Below are 15162 nucleotides of genomic sequence, written 5' to 3' on the forward strand. Positions count from 1 at the left end.
AAGAGGGAAGCCAATTGACCTATACCGCCGCCACCCAGGACCAGCTGCTCGCCATCCGCGTAAATGCCGGGATCGAAGAGCTCGCGCAGAGCGAGAAATTCGCCGCGGCCGAGCCCGACATGGTCGAGGCCATCGTCGAAGGCATCGGCCAGTTCGCGGCCGGCGAATGGGCGCCGCTCAACCGCGTCGGCGATCTCGAAGGCGCGAAGCTTGAGAACGGCGTGGTCCGCCTCCCCGACGGGTTCGCCGAAGCCTACGAAGCCTATGTCGAGCAGGGCTGGAATGCTATCGCCGGTCCGGTCGACTTCGGCGGCCAGGGCCTGCCCTTCACCCTGTCTTGCAACGTGCTCGAGAACCTCGGCACGGCGAATATGGCCTTCAACCTGCTCCCCATGCTGAGCGTCGGCGCGATCGAGGCGCTGGAGCATCACGGCTCGCGCGAAATGCAGGAGAAGTACCTGCCCAAGCTGGTCAGCGGCGAATGGTCGGGGACGATGAATCTCACCGAGCCGCAGGCCGGGTCCGACGTGGGTGCGCTGCGCACAACGGCAACGCCGATCCAGGACGGCGAGCATGCCGGAAAATACCTCATCAAGGGCCAGAAGATCTACATCACCTGGGGTGAGCATGATCTGTCGATGAATATCATTCACCTCGTCCTTGCCCGCTTGCCCGACGCGCCGGAGGGCAGCCGCGGCATATCGCTCTTCATCGTGCCCAAGTATCATGTGAAACCGGATGGCGCGCCGGGCGCCCGCAACGATGTCCGCTGCGTCAGCATCGAGCACAAGCTCGGCATCAATGCCTCCCCGACCTGCGTGATGAGCTATGGCGACAATGGAGAGTGCATCGGCGAGCTGGTCGGTGCGGAAAACCGTGGCCTCGCGGCCATGTTCACGATGATGAACAATGCTCGCATCAATGTCGGCAACCAGGGCGTGCAGATCGGCGAGCGCGCGACGCAGCAGGCGCTGGATTACGCCAAAGAGCGCATCCAGTCCGCCCGCGCCGGATCGCCCGATCGCGCGCCTGTCGCAATTGTCGAGCACCCGGACGTGCGCCGCATGCTCCTGCGGATGAAGTCACTGACCGAGGGCGCACGCGCCCTGCTCTACTACACTGCCGGGCAAGTCGATCGCGGCGTTCTGGGGAACGAGGCCGCCAGGATGCGCGGCGAAGTCCTCACCCCGCTGATCAAGGCCTGGGGCACCGATATCGGGATCGAAATCGCGAGCCTCGGCGTGCAGGTCCATGGCGGCATGGGCTTCGTCGAGGAAACCGGCGCGGCGCAGCACTGGCGCGATTCGCGTATCGCCCCGATCTACGAAGGCACGAACGGCATCCAGGCAGCCGACCTCGTTACGCGGAAGCTTGGCATGGACGACGGGCAGGCAGTTATCGGACTGACCGAGGAGATCGCGCGCGATTGCGCCGACGAGCCCGCGCTGTTCGGCCTTGCCGGAGATTGCGCCGCAGTTGCGCGCTGGATGCGGGAAGAGGCTAGCCTCGATGATCGGCTGTCGGGTTCCGTGCCCTTCTGCACGATGCTCTCAGTAGCCGTCGCCGGCTGGCAGTTGTTGCGCCAGTCGCGCGCCGTCGAAGCGGGTGCGTCGCCCGCGCTAGCAGCCACGAAGAAATCGACCGTTCGGTTTTTCCTCGATCGTATCGTCCCGGAAGCCACGGGCCTGAAAGCTGCAGCGACCGCCGGGTCGATCGGCCTCTACGAATTGGAAACCGCCCAACTCCTCGGCTGAGAAGTCGCGCCGCGCGACTTACTCGGCGGTCACGCTCCGGGCGTAGTCGTCTTCGCCGAAGGTCGCTTCCTGCCCGCGCAAATTCCGCTGCGGCGGTAGGCGATTGCCCGTGACCTGCTCGATCGCGCCCTGCCGGGTACCTCCGGGAGCGATTACGCGCCAGATGATGCCAGCGGTATCGTCGCTGACCAACAGCGCACCATCGCCGGCCCATTCGACCCAGGTCGGGCGTCCGCGTGTCGTGCCATCGTCCTGGAGAAAGCCGGTCAGCACCGGGATCGGCTTACCGGTCGGGTTACCGCGCCCATCGAATGCCACATAGACCACATCGTAACCGGAGGGCGGCTTGCGATTCCACGATCCATGGCGGGCGATGAATGCGCCGCTTGAAAAGTCCTCGCCCATTTGTGCGCCTTCCGCGCTGAACACGAGCCCCAGTGCCGCGACATGCGGGCCGAGCGCATATTCGGGCGTGCGTACATAGTTGATGTAGGCGGGAATCGGATAGTCGACGCGCCGGTCGAAATTGTCGCCCCAATAGACCCATGGCCAGCCATATTGCGCGCCGACGGGGACATTGGTGAGATAGTCCGGCACCAAGTCGGAGCCGAGCATGTCGCGCTCGTTGACCGTGGTCCAGAGCTCGCCCGACCAAGGGTTGAAGTCGAGGCCGTTGGCATTACGCAGACCGCCTCCGAAAATACGACGCCGCCCGCTTTCGAGATCGACCTCCCAGATGAGGGCGCGCCCTTCTTCTGCCTCCATGCCTTTGTCGGCGATGTTGGTATCGGACCCGACCGCGACATAGAGCTTCGTGCCGTCCTCATTGATTGCGAGGTTGCGCATCCAGTGCCCGCCGGCGGCGGCCAGGTCGGTGATTTTGCGGGGTTCGCCCGACACCGTGGCGGCGCCCAGTTCGTAGGGGTAGGCAAGCACCTCGTCGTGATTGGCGACATAGAGCGTGCCGTCATGCCATGCGAGGCCGGAGGGCGAGTCCAGACCGTCGAGCAGCACTTGGCGCACTTCGGCACGGCCGTCGCCATCGGCATCGCGAAGCAAGACGACCTGATTGGGCGACTCGCCCCCTGCGCCTGCGCGATCCATCAACAGGCCTGCAATCCAGGCCGTTATCCCGCCATCGTCCTCCTTGGCCGGCGCGCGCGTGAGTGAAACGAGGATATCGCCATTCGGCAGCGCCTGTAGGGTGCGCGGGTGCTCGAGTCCGTCGGCAAAGCGCATGACGGCGAGGCCTTCGGCAGCGACCGGTACTTCGTCGGCAGCCCAGCCGACCGGTTCGGCAATGGCGACTGTGGGAATTCCCTCGGCATTCGGCTCTTCCAGCGTGGGATCGGTGCCGACCACATCTTCCCATGGGACACTCGCGGTGTCGCCGCGGGTCAAAAACCAGAATGCGGCAGCCAGGACGATGAGGATGACGAGGAGGGCGATGCCCAGTTTCTTGGCGAGGCTCATGGCCATAGCGAATAGGCGAGGCTTGCGGGCGCGGCAATGGGCTTGCCCTTCGCTTGGCGCGCATTAGATCACGCCCATGTTCGATTTCCGCCCCGCCCCCGATTGTCCGAAACCCGAAGCCTATCGCCAGCTACGCGAGGCAGCCGACGCTTTGACTGCAGGCGAGCCCGATGGCGTGGCGAATATGGCGAACGTCGCAGCGCTGCTGTGGGACTTCCTGCCGGACCTCAACTGGGCCGGGTTCTACCGCATGATCGACGGCGAACTCGTGCTCGGCCCGTTCACGGGGCGCCCGGCCTGTATCCGCATCCCGCTCGGCACGGGGGTGTGCGGGGTGGCAGCCGCCGAGGCTGTGACGCAGCTGGTTGAAGACGTTCACACCTTCCCCGGCCACATCGCCTGCGATTCGGACACGAATTCGGAGCTTGTGGTTCCGGTCGTGCGCGATGGGGCGGTGATCGCCGTGATCGATCTCGACAGCCCACAGAGGGCGCGCTTCGATGACGAGGATCTGCGCGGGATCGAAGAGTTGGCCAAAGTTATAGCCGAGCGGATTTAGTCAGGATCGGCCCACGACGGCACAAGTTCAGGAGCGCTGTGGCATCGGGTGGAGCAAGAGCTATTCTTTCTGCATTTCCATCGAGCGGAGGCACCGATCAGGGAGCTGGACCATGACAATGCGCAACATCATCGCACTGACGAGCGGGATCGCAATGCTTCCTGGGGCGGCATTCGCCCAGGCCGCGCTGGAATATGAAATCGGCGGATATGAATATGCGGAGCCATTGCCGGAGGAAGTTGCTGAGGAAGAGGTCAAGCCTCGGATTGTCCTTGAGCCCACCGAAGAGCGGGTCGCACAGCGAGCCATTGAGGCGCGGCAGGACGGCACCGCCCCCACATTCGTCGAACGACCGATCCTTCAGCCGCTTCGCACGGTGGACCCGGACCGCACCGGCGTGATCGGCACCACCGCGGCCGGAGCCGACTTTGCGCACGATAGTGCATTGCAAGCCCCTGTGACCTACACCGATGCGCCTCCGGTGGCGAGCGGCGCGATCGGTTCGACCGTTACCCCGATGCCAGCTCCTGTTGATCGCAGTGACGCAGGACGAACCTATGTCTATCGCGCCGGCCAAGAGCCACGCCTGCCGCTTGGCGGGCGGATCGTGCAATTCGATCGCGCGGCGTGGTTGCAGGAATGCTCCCGTCGGCTTGCCCCGCAGCGTGGCTATACCGACAATTCGGACGAGTATTACGATTACGATGAGATCGAGTATGACCCGGAGCGGTCAAATGCTGCGACGCGGCGGTGCGAGACATATCTCGATAGCTACATGGCCAGCTCCCGGAGCGGCGGACTGCAAAACAGTGCCTCGCCCACGGGCGATTACATGCTGGTGCCGGTGACCGTCATGCAAATGCAGCAGGCACGATACAGCGACGGGACGCCGGTTCGCGCCAGAGACTAGAAGTCGCGCGGCGCGACTTGAATAAGTAACTGATTTAGTTAGATATCTCCGCCGGTAAGCCGCTGACAGATGAGGTCGAGCTGGTCCAGCGTGCGATAGCGGATTGTGACGGTGCCCGTATTCGGGGTGTCCTCCGTCTTGATCCGGACCTGCATTCCGAGGAATTCCTCGAGGTGGCCCTGAACGGCCTCGATATCGGCATCGCCCGAGCCGCTGCCTACGCCCTTCGACGTTTTCTTTCGGTGGGCAGCCTTCGCAGGATCGCGGGCAAGTTTTTCAATGTCCCTCACCGAAAGCTTTTCCGCGACCGCGCGGCGCGCGAGATCGGAAGCGTCGTCATTGCCAATCAGGGCGCGGGCATGGCCCATCGACAAACTGCCCTCCGCGACCAGCGCGAGGACATCGTCAGGAAGCGCCAATAGCCGCTGGAAATTGGCAACATGACTGCGCGATTTGTCGACCAGTTTGGCGATCTCTGCCTGGGTCATACCCTCGGTATCGGCTAGCTTCTGGTAGGCGCGCGCCTCTTCGATGGGGTTGAGATCTTCGCGCTGCAGGTTCTCGATCAGCGCCAGCGCCATGATTTCGCGCTGCTCCAGCTTGCGCACGATTGCCGGAATTTCATGCAATCGGGCGCGCTGCGCGGCGCGCCATCGCCGCTCCCCGGCGACGAGCTGGTAGCGTCCCGACCCGAGCGGCCGCACGATGATTGGCTGGATCACCCCGCGCGCGGCAATCGAGGAGGCGAGTTCGTCCAACGCTTCTTCGCGGAAGTGGGTACGGGGCTGGCCCGGCAGGGGCTCGATATCGGCGACCGGAATTGAGGCTAGACCCTCCCCGTCTACTGGCGGAACCGGAGCCGGCGAGGCATCGGGTGCAAGTTCGCCTGTGATTTCACGCTTGACCAGCGGCTCTTCCCGGCGGGTTTCTCCGAGTAGGGCGTTAAGACCTTTACCGAGTTTCTTCTTGCGGTCGATCGGGCGTGATGTTTGCGTACTGTCGCTCATGCGGCTTTCCTTGTTTCGGGCAACCGCCCGATCAGTTCGCGGGCCAGGCCGATATAGGCACGGCTTCCCGGGCATTGGTGATCGTAGACGAGCGCCGGCAAGCCGTGGCTCGGCGCCTCCGACAGGCGTACGTTTCGCGGAATAACGTTTTCGAACACCAAGGGGCCGAGGCAATCGCGAACATCGTCGGCGACCTGGTCGGTCAGGCGATTGCGGCGATCGAACATGGTGAGCACGACGCCGACAATGCCGAGATCGGCGTTAAAGCCTTGCTGCACTCGCTCGACCGTCTGAAGGAGCTGACTCAGCCCTTCCAGCGCGAAAAACTCGCACTGTAGCGGCACCATCAGAGTATCGGCCGCGCACAATGCGTTGAGCGTCAACAATCCGAGCGACGGCGGACAGTCCACAAAACATACATCGTAGGCCGCGACAGGGTGGCTCAAAGCACTTTTCAGGCGATGGGTCCGATCGTCGACCGAAACGAGCTCCACTTCCGCCCCCGAGAGGTCCTGCGTGGCCGGCACGATCTCCAGATTCGGTATCTCGGTTTCGAGGGCGCATTCGGCGAGAGTCGCCTGATCGAGCAGCAGATCGTAACTGCTGTTTTCGCGCGATGCGGCATCGACACCGAGACCCGTGGAGGCATTCCCTTGCGGATCGAGATCGACCAGCAAAGTCTTCCACCCGGTCGCAGCCATCGCAGTGGCGATGTTGATCGCCGTCGTTGTCTTGCCCACTCCACCCTTTTGGTTGGCAATTGCGATGGTGATCATTTCGAACCCTTCCAATTACCCTTGCCGACGATGATGCCGGCCTCGGCGTCGGTCAATGATTGTTCCACGTGGAACATCCGCCGATACCGTCTCGGCAATGCCTGTACTTCTTGCTCCGCAGACCGGCCTTTGGGCAACACCCATTGCGTACTGCTTGTGGAGAAGCGTGCGGATAATCGCAGCAAGCGGTCGAGCGGTGCGAAGGCTCGCGCCGAGATTACGCCAGCTTCCAGATCGTCGACTTGTTCGAGGCGTCGGCCCTCGACGCGGCAATTGTCGAGACCTAAATCGTGTGTCACCCGTTGGAGCCACTCGATCCTTCGTTTGCGGGATTCCACGAGGATTACAGCCTGTTGCGGGCGCATGGCCGCAATTACCAGACCGGGGAAGCCCGCACCCGCGCCGAGATCCATCCAGATACCTCGCGGCTCGGAAACCCAGCGCAGCAACTGAGCGGAGTCTGCAATGTGGCGAAGCCAGATCTGCTCGAGTGAACTTTTCGCCACCAGGTTCTGCTGAGAATTTTCCTCTTTGAGCGCACCGACCAACTGATCCAGGCGCTTCAGCGATTCGCCCGAACATTGCTGCGATACAAATTCCCGCGCCTCTTCCTCTGTCGCGATCACGCGGCGATTCGCCCGATACGCTTGGCATGTACCAGTAAGGCAGCAAGTGCCGCCGGAGTTACACCCTGAACGCGGGAGGCCGCAGCCATGCTTTCCGGCCGGGAAGCTGAAAGGCGCTCGACCATCTCGTTGGAAAGGCCAGGGACCTCCAAATAGGGAAAATCGCGCGAAAGGCGAAGAGATTCGCTGGTGCGGAGTTCGGAAAGTTCCGCGTCCTGTCGCGCCAGATAGGGCGCGTAGAACGCATCTTCGGCCATCTCGACTGCGAGTTCATCCAGAGGATCGAGCTCCGGATATAGTGTCGCCGCGTTGCGGAGCGTGACGTTGCCCGTTCCCAGCCAATCGGCCAGCGACTTGATTCCGGCATCGCGTTTCACGCGGAGCCCTGCGTCGGCGAGGTTTCTCGAGTGGATGCTTGCCGCAAATAGCGCTTCGTAGCGCTCCTGACGCTCAGTCCGGGCACCGAACCACGCTGTCCGCTCTTCGCCGACAAGGCCGGCTTCGATTGCAAGCGGGGTAAGGCGACTGTCGGCATTGCTTGCCCGTAGTCGCAGGCGATACTCCGCACGTGCTGTCAGCATCCGGTAGGGCTCGGTAATGCCGTGCAGCGTCAAGTCGTCGATCATGACGGCCATATAGGAATTCGCCCGGTCAAGCGCGACGGGCTCCTTGCCAGCCGCTTCGGCCGCAGCATGCATGCCCGCGACCAGGCCCTGAGCGGCCGCCTCTTCATACCCTGTCGTGCCATTGATCTGACCGGCGCAGTAAAGGCCAGGGATGGCATGCAGTTCGAGCGACGCCTTCAGCGCGCGCGGGTCTATATGGTCATACTCGACGGCATACCCCGGCACCTCCACTTTTACACGACTTAGCCCGGGCATCTCGCGCAGGAAATCGACCTGCACGTCGGTCGGCAAAGAGGTCGAGATCCCGTTGGGATAGACCAGATGCGTGTAGAGGCCCTCGGGCTCGAGGAATACCTGATGGCCCTCCCGGTCTCCGAAACGGTGGATTTTGTCCTCGATCGACGGACAATATCGCGGACCCGCCGCCCCGATCGCACCGGAAAACAGCGGAGACCGGTCCAGATTTGCGCGAATAATGTCGTGTGCACGAGTGTTCGTGCGGGTTACGGCACAGAAGATTTGCGGATTGCGACGCGCCTTGGTGAGCGATGACATCGTCCAGGCCTCGCCGTCCGAAGGCTGCTCCTCCAGCGCCGCCCAGTCGATCGTTCGCCCATCGAGACGCGGCGGCGTACCGGTTTTCAGGCGACCCATCGGCAAACCCGCGCCCCTAAGCTGCTCCGCGAGCCGACGGGCGGCGTTCTCGCCTACCCTGCCCCCTTCGAACCGGTCCTCACCGCGATATAGCACTCCCCCGAGGAACGTCCCCGTACAAAGGACCACCGCGCGCGCCCGCAGCAGCGTGCCATCGGCCAATTCGAGCCCGGCAACCTCGTCACCTTCGAGCATCAACGCTGCCGCCTCGCCCTGGATGCATTCGAGCTTCGTCTCTAGCGCGACCAGGCGCTGCACCTCAGCCTTGAACAGCCGACGATCAGCCTGAACGCGCGGGCCCCAAACCGCGCTGCCCTTGGAGCGGTTCAGCATACGATAGTGAATGGCGCCGGCATCTGCTGCCCGACCAAGTACGCCGTCCAGAGCATCGACTTCGCGCACGAGATGCCCCTTGCCGAGGCCCCCGATCGCCGGATTGCAACTCATCGCTCCGATTGCCGCGAGATCAAAAGTGACCAGTCCGACACGCGCACCCATCCGCGCGGCTGCGCAAGCCGCCTCGACACCGGCATGACCGCCGCCGACAATTAGGACTTCATAATGGTGCATGTTGGCCCCTTATCGTGGTCGCTTGGACGGGTCAAAGGCACAATGTTTCACGTGAAGCACTAGCTGGAGGTCGAAGCACGTTCGCCTATTTTCCGATACAGAAGCGGCCGAACAAAGCATCGAGCATGTCTTCTGTCGAATTCCGGCCCGACATAGAGTCGAGCGCCACGCGCGCCAGTCGCAACTCTTCCGCAATCACCAGTGTGTCGCTTACCCGGCTAGCCCCGGCGAGATGCTCGCCACAAGTGGTGGCCAGTCCCTTCTGACGCCGGTTGAAGGCAATGCGATCCGGCGGAGGAAGCAGGTCTTTGGCCCGATCCACCAACACCCGCACCAGATCATCGAGGCCCGAACCGGTTACAGCCGAAACCGCATGCCCTTCGTTTCCGGCATCGTCCAGATCCGCCTTGGGGGCGATTTGGATTGCGCCAGCCGGACAGTCCGCCGGAGGACCAAGCCAAAGCACGATGTCCGCCTTCTCCAGCTCCCTTTGCGCTCGATCGATGCCGATGGCCTCAATATCACCGGCGCCTTCCTGCCGGAGCCCGGCGGTGTCGATGAAAACGAAAGGAACACCGCCAATTGCCACGGGGCGCTCGATCACATCGCGGGTCGTTCCGGCCACGGGCGACACGATCGCGGCGCCTTCGTCCAGCAGGGCATTGAAAAGGGATGATTTTCCCGCATTCGGCGGCCCCGCGAACACGACCCGCACGCCATCGCGTAGGCGGTCCGCCGAGGGGCGCGACAAGACGTTGTCGATCTCGGCCCTCAGGGTCGAAAGTTCATCGACGAAGTCGGTCGGAAGCACTTCCACGTCATCTTCATCGGAAAAGTCGATCGCTGCTTCCACTTGGGCCGAAAGACCGAGCAGCTGGGTTCGCCACTCCTCGATACGGCGGGAGAGCCCGCCCCCAGCCGCCGACATGGCTCCGCGCCTTTGCCATTCGGTTTCAGCTGCAAGTAAATCGCCCAGCCCCTCGGCCTCGGCCAGATCGATGCGCCCATTGGCAAAAGCGCGCCGGGTGAATTCGCCAGCCTCCGCCTCGCGCAGATCCGCCAGCGTCGCGAGCTCGGCCATAACGGCCGCGACTACAGCGCGCCCGCCATGGCAGTGCAGTTCTGCAACATTCTCACCAGTCACTGTCTTCGGTGCAGGAAACCACAGGACCAGAGCCTCATCGAGCGCATGCCCGTCGCGATCGCGCAATGTACGAAGGCTCGCCAAGCGTTGCTCCGGCAAGTCGCCAACGAGCGCTTCCAGAGCGGCACCGGCACCCGGGCCGCTGATGCGTATGACTGCTATTCCGGCAGGAGGCGCGCCGCTCGAAAGCGCAAAAATCGTGTCTTGCATCGAGTATCCGGAAAAATCAGTCTTCTTTCGCTGGCTTGTCGCCCGGAGACACCGTCCGCGCCGAATTGGCACCTTCCATGAAGCTCTGGAACAGCTTGAACCCGGCTTGCCCCATGGGTGCGAGTTGCTTGGCATATTCCTGCAACTGGTCGGTGCTGGAGACGCCCTTCATCGCCTTGGACATCATGTCGACATAGACGGCGTTGGCTTTCCCCACATCGGGCAGCCCCATGAATGTCCGCGCCTCTTCGGGGGTGCAGTCGATTTCGATATGGACCTTCATGGCGCTTCCTCCGTTATGGCGCTGTACCGCCTATCTGGGTTTGCCAAGCCTTCGAGGCAAGCGCTAAGCCCGAAACACCAGAGGAGATGCCACGCATGAGCGAGACCGTCCAGATTTCCACCCTTACCGGCGACGATAGTTTCAAAGGATACGTTGCCCGCCCCTCCGGCACCGCGAAGGCCGCCATCCTCGTCATCCAGGAAATCTTTGGCATCAATGCCGGCATCCGGCGCAAATGCGACAAGCTGGCCGAAGACGGCTATCTCGCCGTAGCGCCCGACCTGTTCTGGCGCCTCGAACCGGGCATCGAACTCGATCCCGATATCGAGCCCGAATTCCAACGCGCGCTCGACCTGATGGGCAAGTTCGACCAGGATCAGGGTATCCGCGACATCGAGGCAACGATCAATTACATCCGCGAGACCGAAGGCGTCGCCAAGGTCGGGGCGGTGGGATACTGCCTCGGCGGCCGCCTCGCCTACATGACCGCGGCCCGAACCGACGTCGATGCGACGGTCGGCTATTACGGCGTCGGAATCGACGGATTGCTCGGCGAAAAGCATGCCATCGCAAATCCGTTGATGCTGCACATCCCGACCGAGGACGGCTTCGTCGACAAGGATACGCAGCAGGCCATGCACGAGGGACTGGACGACCATCCGAAGGTGACGCTCTACGACTACGAAGGCCTCGACCACGGCTTCGCCACCGAATTCGGCGAACGCAGGTCGGAAGAGGCGGCACAGCTCGCAGACAGCCGCACGGCGGAGTTCTTCGCCGAGCATCTCGGCTGACGCGTGGAGCGCCTTCCGTTTCGCTACATCGTCCCGGGGCTCTTGCTGGCGCTGTGCGCGGTGGCATGGCTTTGGGAACCGGCGCGATGGGCCCTGGTGGCGTTTGTTCCCCTCGCCGCCATTGCGCTTTGGGATTTTTTCCAGCACGATCATACGCTTAGGAGGAATTATCCGCTTGTCGCGCGCATCCGCTGGTTGATGGAAGACCTGCGGCCCTTCGCCCAGGCCTATATCGTCGAAAGCGATCTCGAAGGGCGGCCCTTCAGCCATCAGGCCCGTGCCCTCGTCTATGCCCGCGCCAAGGGCGATCTCGATTCGCACCCGATGGGCACGGAATACGACGTCTATTCGGACGAGTACGAATGGCTCAGCCACTCGATCGCGCCCAAAGCCGAGGCGCCCGAATACTGGCGGCTGACGGTCGGAGAGAGCACCTGCGCCAAGCCCTACACGACCGCGATGCTCAACATCTCGGCGATGAGCTTCGGCTCGCTCTCCGCCAAGGCCATCGAAGCTCTCAATGCCGGTGCCGCGCTGGGCGATTTCGCGCATAACACGGGCGAAGGTTCGATCAGTAAATACCACCGCTCGCACGGCGGCGACCTGATCTGGGAATTGGGCAGCGGCTATTTCGGCGCGCGGAAGCAAGATGGCAATTTCGACCCCGAGCAATTTCGCGACCGCTCTGCCGATGATCAGGTCAAGATGATCGAGCTCAAATTGAGCCAAGGCGCGAAGCCAGGGCACGGCGGCGTTCTTCCCGCCGCCAAGGTCACGCCGGAGATTGCCGAAGCTCGCGGCGTTCCCGCCGGGGTCACGGTCACCTCTCCCGCCGCACATCCCGCCTTCTCCACGCCCATCGAAATGCTCGAATTCGTCGCGAAACTGCGCGAGTTGTCGGGCGGCAAGCCTGTCGGCATCAAACTGTGCGTCGGCCAGCCGCACGAGCTTTTTGCAATGGGCAAGGCCATGCTGGAAACCGGGCTGCATCCCGATTTCATCACCGTCGACGGCGCGGAAGGCGGGACTGGGGCAGCACCGCTGGAACTGTCCAACTCCGTAGGAATGCCGCTGCGCGAAGGCCAGATCATGGTCCGCAACATGCTGGTAGGCCTGAACCTCAGATCGAAGGTGAAGATCGCTGCCTCGGGCAAGATCCATTCCGGGGCGCAGATGGCCAAGGCCTTCGCATTGGGCGCCGACTGGTGCAATGCCGCGCGCCCCTTCATGTTCGCGCTCGGCTGCGTCCAATCGATGAACTGCCACAAGGGGACCTGCCCCACGGGCGTAGCGACGCAGGAAGCCTGGCGCCAGCGCGGCCTGGTGGTCGAAGACAAGGCACCACGCGTCGCCCGGTTTCAGAAGCAGACCCTTCACTCCCTACGGGAAATCGTGATCGCCATGGGGCTGTCCAGCCCGTGGGAGATCACGCCGCAGGACATGCGCGAGCGCTTGAACGGAGCGCGTTCGGATGCCATCGACCGGATCTACACCTTCCTCGAGCCCGGAGAACTGCTCGAGGATCCCGATTCCACTGCCTATGCGCGGCACTGGCACGCAGCCCGTGCCGATAGCTTCAGGAGGGCACAATGAGTTCCGCAAGAACCGGTCTGGATAATTGGCATCGCGTGATCGAGGGAGGCAGCAAGCCCGAAGAACTTGCCGCGATGATTCACGAGGACGCCGTGTTCCACTCTCCCGTCGTGCATACGCCACAGCGGGGTCAGGCGATCGTGGTCGCTTATCTCTCGGCGGCGGGCGAAACGCTGGGCAACGACAGCTTCGAATATGTTCGGGAGCTGGTCGACGGCGACAATGCGATGCTCGAATTCACGACCGAGATGGACGGCATCCACGTGAACGGCATCGATCTCATCCGCTTCGACGACGAGGGGAAGATCGTCGATTTTAAGGTGATGGTGCGTCCGCTGAAAGCAGTTAACAAGGTTTTGGAGCAGATGGCGGCCCAGCTGGAGCGCATGAAAGCGGGCTGAACCGCAAGCACTCGGGCGCTACGCATTCACCGTTAGCGCTCGTTTAACCATATCCTGCGATAGCGGCCGTGTGTACGAGCCGAAATCCGCCAGCTGGACCGACAAACGCGTGTCGAAGGGCGAGTCCCCCGACGTGCCCGCCGCTGCGCTGCGCGTGTTGCTGGCCGAGGATACGCAGATCAGCGCCGATGTGCTTATGGCGCTGACCCGCCACCTTTGGGTACAGATGGATCATGCGATAAACGGCGTAGAGGCGATCGCCATGATCAAGGCGGCGGAGAGTGCTGCCAAGCCCTACTCGATGCTTTTGCTCGACGTGAATATGCCGATCCTCGACGGTGTCGAGACCGCCAGACGGCTGCGCGCGCAAGGCTACGACGCAGAATACCTGCCGATCATCGCCGTCACGGCCGCCACCGATCTCGACGAAGTGCGCACCTACCGCGCAGCGGGCATGCAGGCCTATCTGGAAAAGCCGGTCGCACTGGACGATCTCCGCGCCACGCTGAGGGCCTGGGGACACCGGACCCGCAGCACACCGCAGCGCAAGCGCAGCGCCGCTCTCGAAGCGCTCAAACTGCGCTTCGACGATCGCACCATCGGACTGCTCCAGCAAATCGACCAGGCGCTCGACGGCACCGATATCGACGAGGCGCTCGTCATGGACCTGCGCAATTTGCTGCACCAGCTGGCGGGCACTGCAGGCTCATTCGGTCAGCCCCGGCTGGGCGAAGTGGCGCGCAACAAGGAAGCAGCGCTTCTTGCCGCATTCTTCGCCGGCGATGATGTGAAGCCTGTGCTCGAAGATGCAAGAAACGCTTTAAAGGCTGAACTTTAAGTGACTCGCACCAAGATCCTCCAGCATCTCCGCCAAGCCAGCGAGCTGCTGTTCTTCGCAGCGCTCACTTTGCTCGCCGCGCCTGCCAGCGCCCAGAATGGCGACCCCGTCGAGGTGGAGGCGCGGATCGAAGTGATCGGGATCCAGTCGGACATCATGATCGAGGATGGCGACGAATTCGACAGCTCTGGCTACGGCATCCGCGGCGATCTGTCGCTCGATTGGAGCCTGAGTCCGCGGACGACTGCCCGGATCGAAGTGGATGCGGGGGTGTTCGACTACGAGGGCCTCAATCGCGACACGCTGACCAGCTACGGGGTCTCCGCAAGCATCGAACACGAAGTGTCGGAGACGGTAACGGTCCGGCTCCGCGCGCGCAGGATCGAGAATATCGCCGTGCTGGAGGCGTTCAGCGCCGACCAGACCTCCGTCGCAGCCCGAGTGGAATGGTCGAAAGGCAACGACCGTGTCCGCGTCGAAGCCGATTATCGGCAACGCGAATATGACACGACGCGTGCCGGAACCGGCGAGGGCTATCGCGTCGCTGTTGAGTACAATCGCCGCTTCGGCTCCTATCACTGGCTCCGCTTCGACGCGCGCGTCGAGGAAATGACCAGCGACGACGAGGAGCGCCGCAGCTACGATCGACGCGTTGTGCGTTTGAAGTATAGCCATCCGGTCACGCGGATGCTGAGGGTTCGCCCATCAATCGAATACCGGGAATGGGATTACGCCGGCCGTATCGCGCGAGGCGATCCCGATCGCTCCCTGCGCGAAGACAGCTATGTCGCCCCGGCAGTCGACCTGTCATACGGCCACTGGAATCGCGGCCCTTATGCCCGGGCGAGCGCCGAGTACCGCTTCAGGGACTCAAACGATTCCCGTAACGATATGGATGGCGCAAGGTTCGGCCTCGTGGTCGGCTACCGCTTCTAACGCCCTCA

At 62.9% G+C, this 15162-nt stretch carries 15 protein-coding genes; 8 read left to right on the plus strand and 7 right to left on the minus strand.

All coding sequences use genetic code 11. The features are described from left to right. The first annotated feature begins 14 nt into the window (after positions 1-14). Positions 15-1754, plus strand: a complete 1740-nt coding sequence (locus Q9K02_RS01180) for an acyl-CoA dehydrogenase family protein (protein WP_305931226.1) — start codon at positions 15-17, stop codon at positions 1752-1754. Between the two features lie 18 nt (positions 1755-1772). Here Q9K02_RS01180 and Q9K02_RS01185 read toward each other — a convergent pair whose 3' ends face one another. Next, positions 1773-3227, minus strand: coding sequence for a PQQ-dependent sugar dehydrogenase (locus Q9K02_RS01185; protein ID WP_305931227.1), 1455 nt, complete (start codon positions 3225-3227; stop codon positions 1773-1775). A gap of 76 nt (positions 3228-3303) precedes the next feature. Here Q9K02_RS01185 and Q9K02_RS01190 point away from each other — a divergent pair, with 76 nt between their 5' ends. Together Q9K02_RS01190 and Q9K02_RS01195 are read left to right on the plus strand one after the other, a co-directional pair. Then, the gene (locus tag Q9K02_RS01190; protein ID WP_305931228.1) at positions 3304-3786 is read left to right on the plus strand and encodes a GAF domain-containing protein; all 483 of its coding nucleotides are present in this window, start codon (positions 3304-3306) and stop codon (positions 3784-3786) included. Between the two features lie 112 nt (positions 3787-3898). After that, positions 3899-4696, plus strand: coding sequence for a hypothetical protein (locus Q9K02_RS01195; protein WP_305931229.1), 798 nt, complete (start codon positions 3899-3901; stop codon positions 4694-4696). A gap of 38 nt (positions 4697-4734) precedes the next feature. Here the strand turns inward: Q9K02_RS01195 and Q9K02_RS01200 are convergent, their stop codons facing one another. From Q9K02_RS01200 to Q9K02_RS01225, 6 genes are all read right to left on the minus strand, one after another. After that, a complete protein-coding gene (locus tag Q9K02_RS01200) occupies positions 4735-5703 on the minus strand; it encodes a ParB/RepB/Spo0J family partition protein (RefSeq protein WP_305931230.1) in 969 nt (322 codons plus the stop codon). After that, positions 5700-6479, minus strand: a complete 780-nt coding sequence (locus Q9K02_RS01205) for a ParA family protein (protein ID WP_305931231.1) — start codon at positions 6477-6479, stop codon at positions 5700-5702. The genes Q9K02_RS01200 and Q9K02_RS01205 overlap by 4 nt, the downstream gene beginning before the upstream one ends. Then, on the minus strand, positions 6476-7105 hold the full coding sequence (rsmG, locus tag Q9K02_RS01210) for a 16S rRNA (guanine(527)-N(7))-methyltransferase RsmG (RefSeq protein ID WP_305931232.1): 630 nt from the start codon (positions 7103-7105) through the stop codon (positions 6476-6478). Before rsmG ends, Q9K02_RS01205 begins: the two co-directional genes overlap by 4 nt. Continuing rightward, positions 7102-8955: a tRNA uridine-5-carboxymethylaminomethyl(34) synthesis enzyme MnmG gene (mnmG, locus tag Q9K02_RS01215; RefSeq protein WP_305931233.1), complete on the minus strand. Its 1854-nt coding sequence runs from the start codon at positions 8953-8955 to the stop codon at positions 7102-7104. The genes rsmG and mnmG overlap by 4 nt, the downstream gene beginning before the upstream one ends. An 85-nt stretch (positions 8956-9040) precedes the next feature. Further along, positions 9041-10309 (minus strand): tRNA uridine-5-carboxymethylaminomethyl(34) synthesis GTPase MnmE, encoded by a 1269-nt coding sequence (mnmE, locus tag Q9K02_RS01220; protein ID WP_305931234.1) that lies wholly within the window; start codon positions 10307-10309, stop codon positions 9041-9043. Positions 10310-10325: 16 nt separating this feature from the next. Beyond that, positions 10326-10592 (minus strand): DUF6489 family protein, encoded by a 267-nt coding sequence (locus tag Q9K02_RS01225; protein WP_305931235.1) that lies wholly within the window; start codon positions 10590-10592, stop codon positions 10326-10328. A gap of 95 nt (positions 10593-10687) precedes the next feature. Between Q9K02_RS01225 and Q9K02_RS01230 the strand changes: the two genes are divergently transcribed. The 5 genes from Q9K02_RS01230 to Q9K02_RS01250 all read left to right on the plus strand — a co-directional run bounded on the left by Q9K02_RS01230 (position 10688) and on the right by Q9K02_RS01250 (position 15154). After that, entirely contained in the window at positions 10688-11386 is a 699-nt protein-coding gene (locus Q9K02_RS01230; protein ID WP_305931236.1) for a dienelactone hydrolase family protein, read from the plus strand. 27 nt (positions 11387-11413) lie between these two features. After that, positions 11414-12979 (plus strand): FMN-binding glutamate synthase family protein, encoded by a 1566-nt coding sequence (locus Q9K02_RS01235; RefSeq protein WP_422785437.1) that lies wholly within the window; start codon positions 11414-11416, stop codon positions 12977-12979. After that, a complete protein-coding gene (locus tag Q9K02_RS01240; RefSeq protein WP_305931237.1) occupies positions 12976-13380 on the plus strand; it encodes a nuclear transport factor 2 family protein in 405 nt (134 codons plus the stop codon). Before Q9K02_RS01235 ends, Q9K02_RS01240 begins: the two co-directional genes overlap by 4 nt. Before the next feature lie 70 nt (positions 13381-13450). After that, on the plus strand, positions 13451-14218 hold the full coding sequence (locus tag Q9K02_RS01245) for a response regulator (protein ID WP_305931238.1): 768 nt from the start codon (positions 13451-13453) through the stop codon (positions 14216-14218). Beyond that, on the plus strand, positions 14219-15154 hold the full coding sequence (locus Q9K02_RS01250) for a porin family protein (RefSeq protein WP_305931239.1): 936 nt from the start codon (positions 14219-14221) through the stop codon (positions 15152-15154). Positions 15155-15162: the final 8 nt, after the last annotated feature.

The sequence above is a fragment of the Qipengyuania profundimaris genome (assembly GCF_030717945.1).
GTDB lineage: Bacteria > Pseudomonadota > Alphaproteobacteria > Sphingomonadales > Sphingomonadaceae > Qipengyuania > Qipengyuania profundimaris.